The following is a 17289-nucleotide window of genomic DNA, read 5'->3' on the forward strand; positions in this document are numbered from 1 at the left end:
CCTGCCCTACCCGTAGCCCGGCGATCGTGTGTGTACTCGAACTGACCTGCACCGCCCCTGTCGAGCGCGTCGACGAGCTGATGCAGGACCATGTCGTCTGGCTGGACGCACAGTACGCGGCGGGGGTGTTCATCGCGTCGGGCCGCAAGAACCCGCGCGACGGCGGGGTGATCCTGGCCGTCGGCGACGACCGTGCGCGGATCGAGGAGATCGTTTCGGAGGATCCTTCTCGGTGCGGGGCGTGTGTGCCTACCGCATCACCGAGTTCATCGCGACGAAGACCGCGGACGAGCTCGCTCCGTACCGCCGGCAGCTGCCCGGACAGTGGAGCCCTTCCCCCGGAGCGGCCGCGCTCCGGGGGGTGCGGAACGGGCTCAGCGCCCCGTGCGTGCCACGCGTCCCTTCTCTCCCGCGGCCCAACAGCCGCCGTCCGGGGTGCAGTCGACGGTGTCGTACGAGCCGGTGTCGACCGTGCGCCAGGTGCGTCCGCCGTCCGTCGTGAGGTCGGTGCCGGTCGGGCCGACCGCCAGGGCTCCGGACCTGCTGTGCGGCAGCCAGGCGACGCCCGAGCGGTAGGCGGACGGCGGGGTGGCGGCCTGCTGCCAGGTGCGGCCGGCGTCGCCCGTCACGGCCGCGGCGTCCGGCGACGGCTCTCCGGCCCGGTAGTCGCCGCCGACCGCGATGCCGTGGTGGCGGTCGCGGAAGGCCAGTGCGAAGACGCCGCGGGCCGGGTCTCCGGCCGGGATCGTCGATTCGGTCGCGGTCCAGGTCAGCCCGCGGTCGGCGGAGTGCAGCACCCGCGCGGTGGCGGCGCCTCCGGTCGCGAGCCATACGTCCCTGGGTCCCGACGAGACCAGGCACTGGCCGCCGGCGGCGAATCCCGCCTCGCCGGGCTGCGCGTCCGGCATGCCCTCGTCGGGCAGCACCCGCCAGCTCCGGCCGCCGTCCGCGGTGGACAGGATGCGGTACTTGCCGTCCACGGGATCGCTCATCGCCAGCCCGTGCCGGCTGTCGAAGAAGGTGAGGCAGTCGTAGAAGGCGCGTGCGTCGGTGTTGCGGAAGGACTCCGTCCAGGTCGCTCCCCCGTCGTCCGTGCGGAACACCCGGGACGCCTCGCCCTCACCGATGGCCAGGGCCACCGCGCGCCGGCCGTCGAACGCCTCGATGTCGCGGAACTCCAGCGCCTCCGCGGCCGCGCCCGGCGGCGAGACGTCGCGCCAGTGCCTGCCCCCGTCGGACGTGCGCAGCACCGTGCCCTTGCTGCCCGCGACCCAGGCGGTGCGGCGGCTGACTGCGGCGAGGCCGCGGAAGCGGGCATCGGTTCCGGTGTCGGTGAGCGTCCAGGCCGGTCGTTCGCCGGGCCGGTGGTGTTCCCAAGGTGTCGCCGCGGCTGCCGGTGTGGCCAGTGCCGCGGTCATCGCCGCCGCACAGAGTCCCCATGACATCAGTCGTCTCGTCTTCCCCTTGACCCTCATGGCGCTGGAAGCTAGCCGACGAGCCCAGCCCAGTCCAGGGTGCGCAGCGGGGAAGTGGCCGGGCGCGGCGGCGGGCGGTGATACAGCTCACGCCACCTTCCGGTGCACGGATGAGGGACTTCCTTCGTCTGTATCAGTGCCGGGAACCGTTCATCTGGCCGAGAAAGGGAGCAGGTCTTGTCCACCGTTATCGAGCAGTCCGTGCAGGCCCGCATGGTCGCATCCGCACCGCGGATGGAGACCCTTCCCGCCACCCTGCATTACGACCCCAGGGATCCGTTCGCTGTGCGTATGGCGTTTCCCGCCCCCGCGACCCTGGAGGGCACCGAGGTCGCCTGGGAGTTCTCCCGTGAGCTGCTGGCGGCGGGGATGGACGGGGCGGCCGGTGTCGGGGACGTACGCGTCAGGCCGTTCGGTTACGACCGTACGGTCCTGGAGTTCCACGCCGCCGAGGGCATCGCGATGGTGCACGTCCGTACGGCGGAGTTGCGCCGTTTTCTGGCGCGGGCGCAGGAAATGGTGCCCGTCGGCGACGAGCACCGGTTCCTGGATCTCGACCGCGGCCTGACCGATCTGCTCGGCGGCCCCTGCTGAGAGCTCGCGTCCGGCGGGCCGGGACGGTATGGGCGTCAGCTGTGGAGTAAGGCCCAGGCCTTGCAGCCGCCGGACGGGGTCAGCGCGGGCGCCAGCCCCCAGTCCCCGCCGTGCGCGTCGACCGCGGCGGCCAGCAGCCACATGCTCTCGCTGCGGCGCTCGCGGCATTCCTCGGACTTCACGAACGAGCCGTGCGCGGGGTGCTGGTCGTAGAGGGTGATGCGGAGTGCGTCGAACTGCCAGTGCACCCGCAGCAGCATCTCCCGCTCCGGGGTGAACCGGTAGGCGGTGGCGACCAGTTCGGATGCGGCGAGTACGGCCGTCTCCCGGAGCCCCGTGAGGCCGTGCCGGGTGAGAAGGTCACCCACGGCACCACGTGCGAGGCCGGCGCAGAAGGCGCCACCGGGCAGTGCGAACGAATAACTCAGGTTGTCCGCCACCGGTGGGTGGGGTCCGGCAGGTGCGGGGGCCGGCAGACAACGCAGCGCGCCTTTCATCAAGATGCTCACATTTCGGTAATTGTGGTGACGATCACACACAGGTGCGGTCGCCCCGTGTGAGACTTGCGCTACCGACCGTAGCGCACCAAGGAGCACAGTGCTACTACTTGTGCGGTTCCGGTCATTTCACTCCCACCCCGAAAGGGACCGCACCTTGCCCCCCAGAAGCACCCCGACCGCCCGGCAGCAGCGACTCGGGTACGAACTCCGCAAACTGCGCGAGCAGTCGGGCATGCCGGTGCAGCAGGCCGCCGCACTGCTCGGCGTCGACCGCACCCGCATCCCGAACATCGAATCGGGACGGTTCGGCATCAGCGCCGAACGGGTCCGCACCCTCGCCTTCAACTACGGCTGCCCGGACACCGGGCTGGTCGACCTGCTCGCCGAGATGGCCCAGGAGCGCGCCCGGGGCTGGTGGGAGGAGCACCGGGGGCTACTGCTGCCGGGACTGCTCGACATCGCCGAACTCGAGTACCACGCATCGGAGTTGACGACCTCCACCACCACGCACATCCCCGGCCTCCTGCAGACCGAGGAGCATGCGCGGGCGGTCTTCGACACGGCCGATCCACAACTGCCCGGACCCGATCTGATGGCCCGGCTGTCGCTGCGGCTGCGCCGCCAGGAGGTGTTGGAACGGGACCGTCCGCCGATGTACGAGTCGGTGATCCACGAGGCGGCACTGCGCATGCAGTTCGGCGGCCCGAAGGTGGCGAGGGCCCAACTGGACCACATCCTCGAACAGTCCGAGCGGGACCGGATCACGGTACGGGTGATCCCGTTCGAGGCCGGCGGTTTCCCGGGTGCCGGACAGTCGTTCACCTATGTGGGCGCCGCGGTACCGCAGCTCGACACCGTGCAGCTCGACTCCTCGCATGGTTCGATGCTGCTGGACTCCGACATGCAACTGCGGCGCTATCGCGGCCTGTTGGAGCGCCTTCGCACACTCGCACTGCCCGTCGAGGAGTCGCGCGACTTCATCCGATCCATAGCCCAGGACCTCTGAGGAGCGACCATGACCGATATCTGCTGGGACGAAGCCTTCTGCAGCGAGGGCGCCAACTGCTTCCGTTTCGGACTCGACGACCAGGGCCGGGCATACATCGGCTCCACCACCGACACCACCGCCTACGTCAGCGACTCCGTGGAGGCGCTGCGGGCGCTGATCTCCGCGGTGAAGGCCGGTGCGGCGGACCACCTGCTCTGACCGCACGCCCCGACCGCGCCCGCGCCCCCGCGAAGGTCCGCTCCGAGTACGCCGACAGCTCTGAGCGCCCCGCAGCCGGGGGCCGGCCGGTCCCGGTCACCGGCGCGCCGCCGGTACGGATGGATCGCATCGCACCGCGCCGAACCTCGTTCGCGGACACCCAACCACCCCGGGACCTGCGTACATAACGTTACGTAACCGGACATCGCGAGGGCGGGCTTGGCGGTGGCCTTACCGCAGCTTTAACCTACGGTCTCGTAACCTACGTATCCGTAGGTAATTCTCCCGTCCCCAGGAGTCCCCCGTGACGATCACCGCTCCCCACCTCGGCAGCCCGAAGGCGTGGACCGACGCCCAGCTGCTGTACGCCCTGGAAGAGGTGGTGGAGAAGGAGCTCAACCGCCATCTCAAGGTCGCCAAGGACTGGATGCCCCACGAGTACGTGCCGTTCTCCGACGGGCGGAACTTCCCCGGGGTCTTCGAGGACGGTGAGGCCTGGCAGGCCGACCAGTCCAAGGTCACCGACATCGGCAAGATCGCCCTGGTGGTGAACCTGCTGACCGAGGACAACCTCCCGAGCTACCACCACGAGATCGCCTCCCTCTTCGGCCGCGACGGTGCCTGGGGCACCTGGGTGCACCGCTGGACCGCGGAGGAGGGCCGGCACGGCATCGTGATGCGTGACTACCTGCTCACCTCACGGGCCGTCGACCCGGACAAGCTGGAGCAGTTCCGGATGGCGCACATGGCGGAGGGCTTCGAGTCGGACAACCGCCACTCGATGCTGCACTCGGTGGCGTACGTCGCGTTCCAGGAGCTGGCCACCCGCGTCTCGCACCGCAACACCGGCCACCAGTCGGGCGACCCGGTCTGCGACCGGATGCTCGCGCGGATCGCGACCGACGAGAACCTGCACATGGTCTTCTACCGCAACCTCCTCGGTGCGGCCTTCGAGCTCGCCCCCGACCTGACGATGCAGGCCGTGCGCGACGTCGTCGTCAACTTCCGGATGCCCGGTCACGGCATGCCGGGCTTCGAGCGGGCCGCCGCGCAGATGGCGATCGGCGAGATCTACAACATGCGCATCCACCACGACGACGTGATCCAGCCCGTGCTGCGTTACCTGAAGGTGCTCTCCATCGACGGCCTGGGCCCCGACGGCCTGAAGGCGCAGGAGGAGCTGGGCCTGTACATGGGCGGCCTGGACAGCGAGGCGGCGAAGTTCGACGAGAAGCTGGCCGCCCGCAAGGCGCGGATGGCCGCGCGCGCCGGCGCCTGACCGTTCCGGGCCCGGCCCGTCGACCCGTCTGCCGCCGTCCGGTGGCCGGCGGGTCGACGCCCGTGCCGGTGCTCACACCGTTTCGTGCAGGTCCCGCGCGTAGTGCTCGATCGCTGCCCGGTACCGGCGCACATACGGGTCCTCGCTGCTGGTCGCGAGGAGTTCCAGCAGCAACCGCATGGCTTCGTGGTGCTCGCCGGTGTTGAACAGGGCCATGGCGAGAAACGTGCGCAGCGCCCCGTGGTCGGGGAACTGCTCGACACCGCCGCGCAGCACCTCGACGGCCTTCTCGTACTGCCCGAGCACCCGGTGCGTGCTCCCCAGGCCGAGGAGCGCGCCCCTGCGGTCCTCCTCCGACAGCCCGGTGCCGCCGAGGCCGCGTTCGTAGAACGGCACTGCCTCCGCCTCCAGCCCGAGCACGTCGTGGGCCCAGGCGGTCTGATAGGCGATCTCCGCGTCCGCGGGGAACTCGGCGGACAGGGCCAGCAGGCGCTGTCTGGCCTCCTCCTGGTGGCCCTCGGTGCGCAGCCGTACGGCCGCCGCGAGCGAACTGTCCCGGTCGTGATCATTCATACGGGCATCGTCCCAGGCCCGCGGGGCGGTCCGGCCACGGCCCCTCAGTCGCGGCCGGTTCTGCGCAGCCGGTCCCGCTCCTTCTCGGACAGCCCGCCCCATACGCCGAAGCGCTCGTCGTTGGCGAGGGCGTACTCCAGGCATGCCTCGCGCCCCTCGCAGGCGTTGCAGAGCTGCTTGGCCTCACGGGTGGAGCTGCCGGGGGCGGGAAAGAAGAACTCGGGCCCTGCCTGGGCGCACAGCGCTGTCTCCTGCCAGGCGAGTGCGGGGTCGGCCGCGGTGTTGATCAGCATGCGGTCCACAGTGCCCGGTCGCGATAAACGACCGATCAACGCCTCATCAATGCGGCGCGCCGATGACTTCCGGTCAGCTCTGTGGCGTGGACGCGCTCTTGATCAGAGCGAATTCGGCGCCGTCCGGATCGGCCACGTTGGCGAACTTTCCCACACCCTCCATCTCCGTGGGTTCCAGGGTCGGTCTGCCGCCCAGCCGTTCCACGTCCGCGACCGCCTCGTCGCAGTCGGCGACCTCGAAGTAGGGCAGCCAGTGCGATCCGGCCACCGCCCGTGCCGGCACCGCGTTCAGCGGTACGAAGCCGCCGAAGGCCGCCTCCTCGCCACCGCCGCCGGTCCGGATCACCGTGTAGGACCCGCCGCCCCCGGGGAACGGTGCCCGCGCGCTCCCCCAACCGAAGACCGCGCCGTAGAACGCGGCGGCCGCGGGCACGTCCGGGGTGTACAGCTCCGCCCAGCACAGACTGCCGGGGACGCCCACGGCGCCCAGGCCAGGGTTCCCGCCCGGCTGCCAGATGCCGAAGTAGGCGCCAGCCCGGTCCTTGAATCCGGCCATTCTGCCGAAGTCCAGGACATCCATCGGGGCGAACGGTACGGTGCCGCCGGCCTGCTCGACCGCCCGCGCCGTGGCGTCGGCGTCCGACGACCGGAAATACACCGACCAGGACGGCGCCGCCTGCTCCTCGGTGACCGTCATCGCGCCGGCGACCGTCTTCCCGTCCAGCGTGAACATGCCGTAGCCACCGGTCTCCGGGCCGCCGGCCACGTACTCCCAGCCGAAGAGACCGGTGTAGAAGTCAACAGCCCCGTCGAGATCGGGTGTGCCCAGGTCGATCCAGTCGGGCGCTCCGTCGACGTAACGGGTGGTGAGCATGGCCGGCTCCTTCGGCGGTGCCCGTGCCGTGCGGCACGGGGGTCCTCCCCGACGTTCCGAGTCTCGCACCGGGCACCGGCGACCGCAGCCCGCGGACGGGCGGGCATTGCGCACGTGAACCGCCCTCGTGGATGATCTCCTCCATGACCACCAGAAAGGCCCATGCCGCGTAAGCGCCCCCCGCTCCGGCACCCGGCGAACGCGCCACCGGTCCTGCGCAAGCCCGCAGCCGACCCGTTCACGCACCACGCCGAGGAGCACCATGGAGTCCGTCCGCCTGACCGAGTACGCCCGCCTGCCGCGCGCATACGGCCGGCTGCGCCTGCTGCACAGCACCGTCGACGCGTACGGCCGGGTGCACTGGCTGCTTACCGAACGCGACCCCGGCCCGGGACCGGTCGATCCGTACGAGGCCCTGGTCGTCACCGCGGACCGGGGCGAGGTGGACGAGACGCATCTCAGCGCCGTCACGCTGTACCGTCCCTGGTTCGACGCCCTGCCCGACGGCGGTTTCGTGCTCGCGGAGGCCCGCAGCAAGGTGGACGCCGACCATGTGCAGGTCTTCGACGCGCTGGGGCGTCCGTCGTGGACGTTCCGGGTGGGCGACGCGCTCGAGCATCTGCTGACCGACACGTCGGGCGCCCTCTGGGTCGGCCACTTCGACGAGGGGGTGTACGGCGACGACCCGCTGAGCCACCCCGGTCTGCGGCGGTGGAGCAGCACGGGCGAACCGCTGTGGTCGTTCAGCCCCGGGCCCGGCCCGCTGGACATGTCGGACTGCCTCGCCCTCAACGTCCACGGGACGACGGCGTGGGCCTGCCCGTACATGCACCACCCGCTGATCGAGGTCCGGGCCGACGGCTACGTGCGGGTCCGCACCACGCGGGTGAGCCGCGTCGGGGGCGTGGCGGTGGACGGCGGGCGCGCGGCCTTCGTGGACTTCGACGGTGTGCTGACGTACGGCCGGATCACGGAGCACACGGTCGAGCCGGAACCGGGGGCCGCGCGGCTGGTCCGGCCCGACGGGCGCGCCCCGGCGCGCCGCCGGAACATGGTCTGTCGTGGTCCGCGCATCCATGTCCGTGAGCGCGGCGGGACGGACTGGTCGGTGTTCGACATGGCGCGCGGCGATCGGTGAGACGTGTCGTCGGCACGGGTCGGGAGTGTCGCGACGACCACTGGAAGACGACCACTGGAACGGGAGGCGGGAGGGGCGGGGCACGCTCCGGTGCTCCCGCCCCCCCCGGCCGGTCAGCGGGTGATGCCCAGTGCCGGAAGCACCGTCTCCGCCACCCGGTAGGCCTCCTCCAGCAACGGGTTGCCGGAGAGAATGAAGGTGTCGACGCCCAGCCCCTCGAATTCCTTGAGGCGTTCGACGACCTGGGCCGTCGAACCGACGACCGCCGTGCCCGGCCCCGGGCGGAACAGGCTCATGCCCGGCCACATGTTGGGGTGCGTCTCCAGCTCCCGGGCGTGCGCCGGAACCTTGCCGCCGTGCTGGCGGAACTGGCGCTGCCAGCCCACGCCGTCCTCCCCCGCCCGGTCGCCGAGCTGCCGGGCGTACGTCGCCTCGCGCGTCACGTCGAGGAGCCGGTCGGCCGCGGCCCATGCCTCGTCCTCCGTGTCCCGGACGATGAGGTGGAGGCGGAGCCCGATCCTGAGCGTGCGGCCGTACGCGGCGGCCCGCGCCCTGACCTTCGCCAGCTTCTCCTTGAGCAGGTGCGGGGGTTCGCCCCAGGTGAGGAAGACGTCGACGTGCTCGGCCGCCATCTCGATCCCCGGGTCGGACGAGCCGCCGAACCAGAGCGGGATGTGTGACTCCTGGACCGGTCTCAGCTCCCGGAAGGACGCACCCGCGTTCTTCAGGTCGTAGAAGCGGCCCTTGTGGTCGAAGACCTCACCGGCGGTGAGCCGCTTCACGATCGACCAGTACTCGGCGCTCAGTTCGTACCGTTCGTCGTGCTCCACGTGGAGCCCGTACTCCTGGAGCGACTTCGTCGAGCCGTTGACCACGTTGAAGCGGAGCCGACCGCCGAAGAGGTTGTCGAAGCTGAGGGCCATCTTGGCGAGCAGGGTGGGCGAGATGAGACCGGGGTGGACGGCCAGCAGGGGCTTGAACGCGGTGCTGGTGGAGGCGGCCAGCGCGCTGCCGAGCGGCCAGACGTCGTACAGGTCGGTGGCGAGCAGCGCACCGCTGTAGCCGAGGCGTTCGACCGTGCCGGCGAGCTGGGCGAGGTAGCCGAGGTCGACCGGGCGCCGGCCCTCGGGCTCCCAGGGGTAGGCGCCTTCGCGCGGGATGACGTACCAGAGGACTTCGGTCGCCATGTCGTCACACCGCCCGGTCCGCGCCGGCGCCGGAGCCCGCACCGGCGAGGGCCTGGGCGACGGTGACCGGGCGGTCGATGAATCCGCTGCGGTGGAAGATGTCGGCCGCTTCCTGCTGCTCGGTGAGGAAGGCGTCGGTGACGGGCTCGATCTTCCACGGCAGGGCGCGCAGCGCGGTCTCCCAGTCGTCGGCGGATCCGCCGAGGTCCGCGGCGGCGATCTCGGCCGCCTCGCGGGGGTGCGCCGCCGCCCAGTCGTCGGCCCGCTGGAGCGCGCGGGTGAGCGCCTCGATGACCTCGGGGCGGCTCTCGGCCAGGTCCCGGCGGGCGAAGAAGACGGAGCGGTCGGTGATGACGTCGCCGGTGCGGATCAGAGTGCGCAGCCCGCCGGTGCGGCGGGCGGCGGCGAGCTGGGCGCCCTGGGCCACCCAGGCGGCGATGGCGCCGGTGCGCAGCAGTTCCTCGCTGTCGTCGGTGCTGCGGACGGCGGTGATGTCGTCGGCGTAGGAGAGCCCGGCGTCGTCCAGCGCCTTGGCGATGAGGTGGGTCTGCCAGGAGCCGATCGCGAGGTGGACGGTGGTGCCCTTGAGGTCGGCGACCGTGCGCGCGGGGCTGTCCTCGGGGACCAGGAGTGCGCCGTGCCCGGGGCGCGGGGCGGAGACGGCGGTGTAGACGATGTCGTGGCCGGCGGCCTGGCCGGTGACCGGCGGGGTGGAGCCGGTGCCGCCGAAGTCGATGACGCCCCGGCTGAGGAGTTCCCCGGTGCGGACGCCGTTGGTGTACGGGTGGAAGACGACGCTCTCGCCCAGCGGGGCGAGTTCCTCCTGGGCGAGGCCGAGCCGGGAGAGGTGGTACAGGTGGTAGAGGGACGGGTTGCTGCTGTGCACACCGATGGTGATGGTCATTCAGATCACTCCGACTTCGGTACGTTCGGGGGTGGTTGAGGGCTGCGTGGCCGTCTTGACGCCGAGGTCGTCGAGGAGCCGTCGGCGCAGGGCCGCGAAGGCGGGGTCGCCGGGGTCGCGCGGCCGGCCGACGGTGACCGGCTCGTCGGTGATCAGCCGGCCGTCGCGCAGTACGGCGACCCGGTCGGCGAGCCGTACGGCTTCGTCCACGTCGTGGGTGACGAGGAGGACGGCGGGCCGGTGCTTGCGGCACAGCTCCCCCACCAGGTCCTGCATCCTGAGCCGGGTCAGGGCGTCGAGTGCGGCGAACGGCTCGTCGAGCAGCAGCAGTTCGGGTTCGCGGACAAGGGCGCGGGCGAGGGCGACGCGCTGTGCCTCGCCGCCGGAGAGGGTGGCGGGCCAGGCGTCGGCGTGCCGTTCGAGGCCGACCTCGGCCAGGGCCCGCAGCCCGTGTCCGGAGCTGCCGCGCGGCAGGGCCACCGTCACATTGGCGAGGACCTTCTTCGACGGTACGAGGCGGGGTTCCTGGAAGACGACGGTGCGGGCCTCGGGGACGAGGACCTCTCCCCCGTCGGCCCGGTCGAGTGCGCCGAGGATGCGCAGCAGGGTCGTCTTGCCGCTGCCGCTCGCACCGAGCAGGGCGACGAACTCGCCCCGTGCGATGTCGAGTTCGAGTCCGTCGAGCACCGCCCGGTCGCCGAAGACGCGCCGCAGTTCCCGTACCCGTACGGCCGGCTGAGGAGTGCGGTCGGTCATCGGCCGGCTCCCTGTGGGGTGCGCCAGGGCATCAGTACGCGTTCCAGCAGCCGTACGACGATGTCGGCGGTGAGTCCGAGCAGCCCGTAGACGAGGATGCAGACGGCGAGGATGTCGGTGCGGGCGTAGCTCTGCGCCTGGGACATCAGATAGCCGATGCCTGCCGTGGCGTTGATCTCCTCGGCGGCGATCAGGGCGATGACGCTGAGGGTCATGGAGAGCCGCAGCCCGGCGAGCAGCGACGGCAGGGCTCCGGGAAGGACGACTTCGCGGACGAGGGCGACGCGGCCCATGCCGAAGCTGCGCATCGCCTCGATGAGTTTGGGGTCGGTGTTGCGTACCCCGCTCGATGTCGACACGTACATCGGGAAGGTGGTGGCGACGGCGATGAGGAGGATCTTCGCCGTCTCGTTGATCCCGAACCAGACCATGAACAGGGGCACCAGGGAGAGGAACGGGATGGTGCGCAGGGTCTGGATGGAGGAGTCGAGGAGTTCGTCGCCGACGCGGGTGAATCCGGTGGTGATGCCGAGCACCAGCCCGGCGGCGAGCCCGATGAGGAGGCCGAGGCCGGAACGGGTGAGGGAGGTGGTGAGCGCGTCGGGCAGCTGCCCGTTTCCCCACAACTCCCCTACGGCACTTAGCACTTCGGCGGGAGAGGCGAGCACGTCGGGGGTGAGGACGCCGGTGGCGGATGCCGCCCACCACAGGACGAGGAGGGCGATGGGGCCGAGTGTCCGGACGGTGGCGGAGTAGGTGCGGCTGCGGGCCCTGCGCCGCTGGGGGCGGGGCCGGACGAGGCCCGGGTGCAGGCCGGTACCGCTCATTTCAGCTTCTCGATGTCGAGGAGGTGGGCGGCGACGTCGACCTTCTCGGTGGTGACCTTCTGCTCGGCGTAGAAGCCGGCGACGTCCTCGAAGCGCTCGATGTCCTCGGGGCCGATGGGGTCGACGGTGCCGCCCTCGCGGGTGAATCCGGTCTGGACCTCCTTCGCCTTGCCGGTGACGGCGGTCGGTCCGACGTCGGTGAAGACGTTGAGGTACGCGGCCGGGTTCTGCTTCTCCTCGGCGCTGGCGTCGTGGAGGTACCGGTAGAGCGCCTTGACGATCTCGGGGTGCTGCTCGGCGAAGCCGGTGCGCACGGCGTTGAGGCTGTAGTTGTCGGAGCCGATCGCGGCGCCGTCGGCGACGAAGTGCGCCTTGCCGCTGCCGATCTCGGCCACGGCGTAGGTCGCCCAGACCGCCCAGGCGTCGACCTTGCCCGCGTTGAAGACGGCGGCCGTCTGGTCGGGGCGCAGATAGACGCGCTTGACCTTGCCTGCGGGGATGCCGGCCTTGGCGAGGGCCTTCAGCAGCAGGTATTCGCCGGTGCCGCCCTGGTTGACGGCGACCTTCTTGCCGACCAGGTCGGCGACCGAGCCGATGCCGGAACCGTTCTTGACGAGGATGCCCTCGCCGGCGGCGTCGGGGTCGACCGCGGTGAAGAACTTGAAGCCGGGTCGCTGGGCGAGCGAGGTGATGCCGGAGGTGATGGAGCCGGTGGCGATGTCGAGCTGGTCGGCGTTCATCGCCTGGGCGGCCGGGGCGAAGGGGCCCGCGCTGCCGGTCCAGCGCACCTTGGCGCCGACCTCGGCGAGCGCCCTGCCGAGGCTGCCGTCCTTCTTTCCGAGGGCGAGCACACCGGAGTTGCCGGGGTCGGGGATGCGGATGTCCACCGTGCCCTCGGCGCCGGAACCGCCGCTGTCGGCCGCGGACGAGCCGCAGGCAGTGAGGGCGATCAGGGCGGTGGCCGTGAGGAGCGCGGGGGCGAAGGCGGTGTGCAGTGGTCGGGGGAGGTTCATGGTGTCGGGGTCCTCGCAACTCAGGGACGGACGGGGCGGGAGGCGGCCAGTTCGGCGGCGCGGCGCAGCGGCTCGGGGTCGGCCCAGGCCGTGATGTCGACGGGTTCGGGCAGGAAGCCGTGGGCGCGCAGCCCGGCCTCCTGCTCGGCGAGCAGGGTCAGGCGGTCCGGGGAGAGGTCGGGGTGGAGGGTGAGATGGGTGCCCGGCCGGTAGGCCCCGGCCACGCCCTCGGCGCCCGCGCCGGTCTCGGCGCCGAGGATCCGGGCGACCTCGGCGGGCTGTTCGGTGGCCCAGTCGGCGGCCCTGAGCAGGACGGCGAGGAAGCGGTCGACGAGGCCGGGGTGTTCGTCGAGGAGCTGCTGGTGAACGGTGATGGGGCGCGGGGTGCCGTTGTTGATCCGGAACCGGCGGTCGGTCAGCTCGTCGAGTTCGACGGCGACCTCCGCGCCCTCCCGCCGGGCGGCCTCGACGGCCGGCGCGCCCTTCACGTACACGGCGTCGACGTCGCCGCGCCGCAGCGCCGCCAGCTCGGCGGCCCACTGGCCCCGGTGCCCGGCGGCGGGTACGTCGACGAACGCGGCGTCGCCCGGGCCGAGTCCGGCCGCCGCGAACGCGCCCTCGAAGCCGCGCAGGGCCATGGCCCGCCAGAAGTCGATGGCGATGTCGTGCACGGGTACGGCGAGCCGCAGTCCGCGCAGCGCCTCGACGCCCCGGATCCCGGAGCCGGGACGGACCAGTACGGTCTGCCGCTCCTCGATCCAGGTGAGGCCGATCAGCCGGGTCCGCTCCCCGCGGGAACGGGCCCACAGGGCGGGCACGTTGCCGCCTTCACGGAACAGGCCCGGCAGCGCGTGGGTGAAGTGGGCGGCCGGGTCGGCACCGGGCGCGGCGTCCTGGAGGGACCGCACCGTGATGCCGTCGGGGGCGAACTCTTCGGTGAGCCACCGGCGGTCGGCGGCGATGCCGGTCGCGGTGGGGACGGGACAGCGGGTGAACCAGAGCGTCCGGGGCGGGACGGCATGCGTCATGGGATCTTCCCGAGGGGTCGGCGAAGCGGTGGGTGGCATGGCTCGTACGCCGGGAAGCGGACACCGGGTACGGCCGAAGGCCCCGGCCGCGCCGGGGCGCGGCGGAGGAGAGGGGATCGCGCAGGAGAAGCGCGAACGGGAAGGGGTCAGCGACAGGCTGCGCTGGCGACCCGCGCCAGGTCGATGTGACGGCGCAGCGTCAGGGCGAGCAGGACCGGAGCGGCGTGGGCAGGAGTCGCGGTTCGGCGACGGGCCATGGCACTGCTCCCTCCTGCTCGTCGGTGATGACGTGTCGCACACTGCCACGCGCCGAGGCAGTCCCACAACTCGCTTCCCATGATGTGGGATTCAGTGTGAACACAGTGTTTCACCACCCGGATTTCCAGGTCTCCAACTCCCGTAATGTGGCAACCACATGTCCCTCAGCCCCCACGAGCGGAGAGTGAACCGATATGACCGAGGCCGCGGCAGTGCGCGCTCCCGGCGGCGCGCAGGCCGTGCAGCGCGCCCTGGACGTACTGCACTGCTTCCACGACAACGGCCCCGACCTCAGCGCCTCCGACCTCGCCCGCCGCCTCGGGCTCTCCGCCTCCACGGCGCACCGCCTGGCCCGCACCCTGCTCGGCGCGAACTTCCTGGAACAGGACGCCCGTACGTCCCGCTACCGGCTGGGCCCCGCCGTGACAGAGCTGGGCAGGCTCTCGTACCACCAGCGCGGTCTGCATCTGGCCGCCCCCGAGCTGACCGATCTCGCCGAACGCACCGGCGCCACCGCCGACCTGGCGCTGCGCAGCGGCCCCCATGCGGTGATCGTGGCGGGCGGTTCGGTGACGCCGAAGGTGGGACTGCGCAGACCGCTGCACTCCACGGCGCTCGGCAAGGTCCTGCTGGCCTGGGCCCGGCCGGGCGAGGGCGGGCCCTCCTCACTGCCGCCGCTGCCCGCGTTCACCGACCGGACGATCGTCGAACCGGCCGCCCTGGAGGCCGAGTTGGCGAAGGTACGGTCCGACGCCTACGCGCTCAACGACGGCGAGTCGGCCCACGGGGTGCGGACCCTGGCGGTCCCGGTCCTGGACGGCACCGGTCATGCCCGCTTCGCCCTGGCGGTCCGGGCCACCCCGTCCGTGATCACGGACGCGCGCACCGACTGGTTCCTGGCGCAGGCCCGCTCCTGCGCACGGGCCCTGGAGGTCCTGCTGCTCTCCCCGGCCGAGCGCCGCCCGCCCGCGCCCTGACCAGCCTGGGCTGTCGGTGCCGCGTGGCACGATAGGAACCGTCCGGGCAGGTGCCGGGCGGGACCGCAGCCGGGCTGCGCGGACAGAGGGACGTACATGACACAGGCCGGAGCGACGGAGGACGGGGCGCCCACGGGAAGGGCCGCCCGGGAGCTGCTGACCCGGGCCGAGCGGCTGCTGGAGTCCGCGCGCACCGTGCTGGCCGATCACACCCGCGCCGTCGAAGCCGTGCACACCGCGCTGAAGCCGCTGCTCGACTCCCTCGTCCGCCGGGAGCTCGCCGTCATCCCGGCCGCCAGGCTCAAGGACGTCACGGAGGGCAGGCTGCGGCTCGGCGCGGTCGAGCAGGCCGGTTTCACCACCGTCGGCCAGGTCCACGAGGCCAACCGCTACGAGCTGCGCCAGATCCCGGGGGTCGGCGCGCAGACCGCCGACCAGGTGCTGGCCGCGGCCGGGCAGATCGCCCACGCGGTGCGGGACACGGTCGCGGTCCGGATAGACGTGGACGCCCCGGACGACGCCACGACCGCGCTGGTCGTCGCACTGCACCGGCTGGTGGAGGCCGGTCCCGACGTCCGGCGGGCGGTGGCCGCGGCGGGCCGGCTGGCCGGGCGCCTGGAGCCCCTGCTGGCCGCCGCGGGACCGGCGCGGGGACGGCTGCGCATGGTGTTCGCCGGGCGGCAGGCCCGCTCCCGGGCGCTGGAGGCCGTCGCCGAGGTACGGACCGTCGTCGCCGAGGCGGACGAGCGCGAGCTGCCCCTGCTGTTCGGGCAGGTCAGCGTCGACCTGCTGCGGGGCGCGGAGTCGGACGTCGCGGCCTGGGTGGATTTCGAGCTGCGGTCCGCCGAGTACTACAGTCTGATCGCCGAGATGTCCGGCGCCGGGCCGGACCGGGACGCGGCCGAGGGGTTCCTGCCGTCCGGGATGGCGGACCGGGTGCGCGGTCTGCGGCTGGACGACGCCCATCTGCGGGTCTCGCTGCGCGGCTACCAGTCGTTCGGCGCGCGGTTCGCGCTCGCGCAGAAACGGGTCATCCTCGGTGACGAGATGGGGCTCGGCAAGACCGTGCAGGCCATCGCCGCGCTCGCGCACCTCTCGGCGCGGGGCGAGACACACTTCCTGGTGGTCTGCCCGGCCAGCGTGCTGATCAACTGGGCGCGCGAGATCCGCGCCCGCTCCACTCTGCGCACCCTTCCGGTGCACGGCCCCGAGCGGCAGTCCGCCTTCGACGAATGGCGGCGCGGCGGCGGGGTCGCCCTCACCACGTTCGACGCCCTGCACACCCTCCCGGCCGCCGCGGACTGCGGCACCCGGCCCGGCATGCTGGTGGTCGACGAGGCCCACTACGTCAAGAACCCCGCCACCCGCCGGTCCCAGGCCGTCTCCGGATGGACGCGGCACACCGAACGGGTGCTGTTCCTGACCGGTACGCCCATGGAGAACCGCGTCGAGGAGTTCCGCAGCCTGGTCCGTCACCTCCAGCCGGAGCTGGCCCCCTCGATACACACCACCCATGGAGCCGCCGGTTCGCTCGCCTTCCGCAGGGCCGTCGCCCCGGCCTATCTGCGGCGCAACCAGGTGGATGTGCTGACCGAACTCCCGGCGCTGGTACAGGTCGACGAGTGGGAGGAGTTCAGCCCCGGCGATCTCGATGCCTACCGCGAGGCGGTGGGCGCCGGGCACTTCATGCGGATGCGCCGGGCGGCGTACGCCCGGCCCGCCACGTCCGCGAAGCTGAACCGGCTCCGCGAACTGGTGGCCGAGGCCGCGGACAACGGCCTGAAGGTCGTGGTGTTCTCCTACTTCCGCGAAGTGCTGCACACGGTCGGACAGGCCCTGGACTCGCCCGTGTTCGGCCCGTTGTCGGGGAGCGTGCCAGCCGACCGCCGCCAGCGGCTGATCGACGACTTCGCCGCCGTGGACGGTCATGCCGTACTGCTCAGCCAGATCCAGGCGGGCGGAGTCGGGCTGAACATGCAGTCGGCCTCGGTCGTCATCATCTGCGAACCGCAGATCAAGCCGACGATGGAGCACCAGGCGGTGGCCCGCGCCCACCGGATGGGGCAGATACGGACCGTCCAGGTGCACCGGCTCCTCGCGGCCGACAGCGTCGACGAGCGGATGCTGGACATCCTGGCCCGCAAGGAGCGGCTGTTCGACCTGTACGCGCGGCGCAGCGATGTCGCCGAGACGACGCCGGACGCCGTGGATGTGTCGGACGGGGCGCTGGCCCGGCGCATCGTCGAGGAGGAGCAGCTGCGCCTGGCGACGGGAACGACCCGATCCGCCCGACCGCCCGCGACCGCCGCGGCCGAGGAGGCGGCCGTGGCAGCCGAGGCGGACGGGGCGACGCGGGGGGTGCCGGAGGGCTGACGCCGTCAGGACGTGGACACGCCCCGACGGTGC

The 17289-nt window shown here is 72.0% G+C and carries 19 protein-coding genes and 1 pseudogene; 8 read left to right on the forward strand and 12 right to left on the reverse strand.

Annotated elements, in window-relative coordinates:
- Positions 1-26: 26 nt before the first annotated feature.
- Positions 27-319: pseudogene (locus ACFYY7_RS25510) on the forward strand (YciI family protein); the annotation flags it as partial.
- Positions 320-374: 55 nt separating this feature from the next.
- Here ACFYY7_RS25510 and ACFYY7_RS25515 read toward each other — a convergent pair.
- Positions 375-1475 (reverse strand): WD40/YVTN/BNR-like repeat-containing protein, encoded by a 1101-nt coding sequence (locus ACFYY7_RS25515; RefSeq protein WP_388664827.1) that lies wholly within the window; start codon positions 1473-1475, stop codon positions 375-377.
- 177 nt (positions 1476-1652) lie between these two features.
- Here ACFYY7_RS25515 and ACFYY7_RS25520 point away from each other — a divergent pair, with 177 nt between their 5' ends.
- Positions 1653-2069, forward strand: coding sequence for an SsgA family sporulation/cell division regulator (locus ACFYY7_RS25520; RefSeq protein ID WP_388664829.1), 417 nt, complete (start codon positions 1653-1655; stop codon positions 2067-2069).
- 35 nt (positions 2070-2104) lie between these two features.
- Here ACFYY7_RS25520 and ACFYY7_RS25525 read toward each other — a convergent pair whose 3' ends face one another.
- Positions 2105-2578 carry an ATP-binding protein gene (locus ACFYY7_RS25525; RefSeq protein WP_388664831.1) on the reverse strand — a complete coding sequence of 158 codons (474 nt, stop codon included), beginning with the start codon at positions 2576-2578 and terminating at the stop codon, positions 2105-2107.
- 145 nt (positions 2579-2723) lie between these two features.
- Between ACFYY7_RS25525 and ACFYY7_RS25530 the strand changes: the two genes are divergently transcribed.
- The 3 genes from ACFYY7_RS25530 to ACFYY7_RS25540 all read left to right on the forward strand — a co-directional run bounded on the left by ACFYY7_RS25530 (position 2724) and on the right by ACFYY7_RS25540 (position 5055).
- On the forward strand, positions 2724-3575 hold the full coding sequence (locus ACFYY7_RS25530; RefSeq protein ID WP_388664833.1) for a Scr1 family TA system antitoxin-like transcriptional regulator: 852 nt from the start codon (positions 2724-2726) through the stop codon (positions 3573-3575).
- Positions 3576-3584: 9 nt separating this feature from the next.
- Positions 3585-3776 carry a hypothetical protein gene (locus ACFYY7_RS25535; RefSeq protein ID WP_358952994.1) on the forward strand — a complete coding sequence of 64 codons (192 nt, stop codon included), beginning with the start codon at positions 3585-3587 and terminating at the stop codon, positions 3774-3776.
- A gap of 304 nt (positions 3777-4080) precedes the next feature.
- Positions 4081-5055 carry an acyl-ACP desaturase gene (locus tag ACFYY7_RS25540; protein ID WP_356087370.1) on the forward strand — a complete coding sequence of 325 codons (975 nt, stop codon included), beginning with the start codon at positions 4081-4083 and terminating at the stop codon, positions 5053-5055.
- 72 nt (positions 5056-5127) lie between these two features.
- Here ACFYY7_RS25540 and ACFYY7_RS25545 read toward each other — a convergent pair whose 3' ends face one another.
- The 3 genes from ACFYY7_RS25545 to ACFYY7_RS25555 form a co-directional block, all read right to left on the reverse strand.
- Positions 5128-5628, reverse strand: a complete 501-nt coding sequence (locus ACFYY7_RS25545; RefSeq protein ID WP_388664835.1) for a tetratricopeptide repeat protein — start codon at positions 5626-5628, stop codon at positions 5128-5130.
- 44 nt (positions 5629-5672) lie between these two features.
- On the reverse strand, positions 5673-5921 hold the full coding sequence (locus tag ACFYY7_RS25550; protein WP_124720677.1) for a WhiB family transcriptional regulator: 249 nt from the start codon (positions 5919-5921) through the stop codon (positions 5673-5675).
- Between the two features lie 73 nt (positions 5922-5994).
- Entirely contained in the window at positions 5995-6795 is an 801-nt protein-coding gene (locus tag ACFYY7_RS25555) for a VOC family protein (protein WP_388664837.1), read from the reverse strand.
- A 262-nt stretch (positions 6796-7057) separates the two neighbouring features.
- Between ACFYY7_RS25555 and ACFYY7_RS25560 the strand changes: the two genes are divergently transcribed.
- Entirely contained in the window at positions 7058-7933 is an 876-nt protein-coding gene (locus ACFYY7_RS25560; protein WP_388664839.1) for a hypothetical protein, read from the forward strand.
- A gap of 113 nt (positions 7934-8046) precedes the next feature.
- On the opposite strand, the gene ACFYY7_RS25565 is transcribed toward ACFYY7_RS25560, so the two are convergent.
- The 7 genes from ACFYY7_RS25565 to ACFYY7_RS25595 all read right to left on the reverse strand — a co-directional run bounded on the left by ACFYY7_RS25565 (position 8047) and on the right by ACFYY7_RS25595 (position 13905).
- Positions 8047-9120, reverse strand: a complete 1074-nt coding sequence (locus tag ACFYY7_RS25565; protein ID WP_388664841.1) for an LLM class flavin-dependent oxidoreductase — start codon at positions 9118-9120, stop codon at positions 8047-8049.
- 4 nt (positions 9121-9124) lie between these two features.
- Entirely contained in the window at positions 9125-10024 is a 900-nt protein-coding gene (locus ACFYY7_RS25570; RefSeq protein WP_388664843.1) for an ABC transporter substrate-binding protein, read from the reverse strand.
- A complete protein-coding gene (locus ACFYY7_RS25575) occupies positions 10025-10780 on the reverse strand; it encodes an ABC transporter ATP-binding protein (protein ID WP_388664845.1) in 756 nt (251 codons plus the stop codon).
- Positions 10777-11607, reverse strand: coding sequence for an ABC transporter permease (locus tag ACFYY7_RS25580; protein WP_388664847.1), 831 nt, complete (start codon positions 11605-11607; stop codon positions 10777-10779). The genes ACFYY7_RS25575 and ACFYY7_RS25580 overlap by 4 nt, the downstream gene beginning before the upstream one ends.
- Positions 11604-12620: an ABC transporter substrate-binding protein gene (locus ACFYY7_RS25585; protein ID WP_388664849.1), complete on the reverse strand. Its 1017-nt coding sequence runs from the start codon at positions 12618-12620 to the stop codon at positions 11604-11606. The genes ACFYY7_RS25580 and ACFYY7_RS25585 overlap by 4 nt, the downstream gene beginning before the upstream one ends.
- A gap of 20 nt (positions 12621-12640) precedes the next feature.
- Positions 12641-13648 (reverse strand): ABC transporter substrate-binding protein, encoded by a 1008-nt coding sequence (locus ACFYY7_RS25590; protein ID WP_388664851.1) that lies wholly within the window; start codon positions 13646-13648, stop codon positions 12641-12643.
- A 146-nt stretch (positions 13649-13794) separates the two neighbouring features.
- Positions 13795-13905 (reverse strand): putative leader peptide, encoded by a 111-nt coding sequence (locus ACFYY7_RS25595; RefSeq protein WP_388664853.1) that lies wholly within the window; start codon positions 13903-13905, stop codon positions 13795-13797.
- 195 nt (positions 13906-14100) lie between these two features.
- Between ACFYY7_RS25595 and ACFYY7_RS25600 the strand changes: the two genes are divergently transcribed.
- Together ACFYY7_RS25600 and ACFYY7_RS25605 are read left to right on the forward strand one after the other, a co-directional pair.
- Entirely contained in the window at positions 14101-14883 is a 783-nt protein-coding gene (locus ACFYY7_RS25600; protein WP_388664855.1) for an IclR family transcriptional regulator, read from the forward strand.
- Positions 14884-14979: 96 nt separating this feature from the next.
- Entirely contained in the window at positions 14980-17256 is a 2277-nt protein-coding gene (locus tag ACFYY7_RS25605) for a DEAD/DEAH box helicase (protein ID WP_388664857.1), read from the forward strand.
- Positions 17257-17289 lie beyond the last annotated feature (33 nt).

Origin of the sequence: Streptomyces sp. NPDC001933, assembly GCF_042890955.1 — a bacterium.
In the GTDB taxonomy this organism is placed as follows: domain Bacteria; phylum Actinomycetota; class Actinomycetes; order Streptomycetales; family Streptomycetaceae; genus Streptomyces.

What these genes read in the sequence shown, in the direction of transcription:
- ACFYY7_RS25515 (WP_388664827.1), bottom strand. Translation starts at nt 1,475, where the DNA reads ATGAGGGTCAAGGGGAAGACGAGACGACTGATGTCATGGGGACTCTGT.
- ACFYY7_RS25535 (WP_358952994.1), top strand. Translation starts at nt 3,585, where the DNA reads ATGACCGATATCTGCTGGGACGAAGCCTTCTGCAGCGAGGGCGCCAAC.
- ACFYY7_RS25545 (WP_388664835.1), bottom strand. Translation starts at nt 5,628, where the DNA reads ATGAATGATCACGACCGGGACAGTTCGCTCGCGGCGGCCGTACGGCTG.
- ACFYY7_RS25550 (WP_124720677.1), bottom strand. Translation starts at nt 5,921, where the DNA reads ATGCTGATCAACACCGCGGCCGACCCCGCACTCGCCTGGCAGGAGACA.
- ACFYY7_RS25555 (WP_388664837.1), bottom strand. Translation starts at nt 6,795, where the DNA reads ATGCTCACCACCCGTTACGTCGACGGAGCGCCCGACTGGATCGACCTG.
- ACFYY7_RS25560 (WP_388664839.1), top strand. Translation starts at nt 7,058, where the DNA reads ATGGAGTCCGTCCGCCTGACCGAGTACGCCCGCCTGCCGCGCGCATAC.
- ACFYY7_RS25565 (WP_388664841.1), bottom strand. Translation starts at nt 9,120, where the DNA reads ATGGCGACCGAAGTCCTCTGGTACGTCATCCCGCGCGAAGGCGCCTAC.
- ACFYY7_RS25570 (WP_388664843.1), bottom strand. Translation starts at nt 10,024, where the DNA reads ATGACCATCACCATCGGTGTGCACAGCAGCAACCCGTCCCTCTACCAC.
- ACFYY7_RS25575 (WP_388664845.1), bottom strand. Translation starts at nt 10,780, where the DNA reads ATGACCGACCGCACTCCTCAGCCGGCCGTACGGGTACGGGAACTGCGG.
- ACFYY7_RS25580 (WP_388664847.1), bottom strand. Translation starts at nt 11,607, where the DNA reads ATGAGCGGTACCGGCCTGCACCCGGGCCTCGTCCGGCCCCGCCCCCAG.
- ACFYY7_RS25585 (WP_388664849.1), bottom strand. Translation starts at nt 12,620, where the DNA reads ATGAACCTCCCCCGACCACTGCACACCGCCTTCGCCCCCGCGCTCCTC.
- ACFYY7_RS25590 (WP_388664851.1), bottom strand. Translation starts at nt 13,648, where the DNA reads ATGACGCATGCCGTCCCGCCCCGGACGCTCTGGTTCACCCGCTGTCCC.
- ACFYY7_RS25595 (WP_388664853.1), bottom strand. Translation starts at nt 13,905, where the DNA reads ATGGCCCGTCGCCGAACCGCGACTCCTGCCCACGCCGCTCCGGTCCTG.
- ACFYY7_RS25600 (WP_388664855.1), top strand. Translation starts at nt 14,101, where the DNA reads ATGACCGAGGCCGCGGCAGTGCGCGCTCCCGGCGGCGCGCAGGCCGTG.
- ACFYY7_RS25605 (WP_388664857.1), top strand. Translation starts at nt 14,980, where the DNA reads ATGACACAGGCCGGAGCGACGGAGGACGGGGCGCCCACGGGAAGGGCC.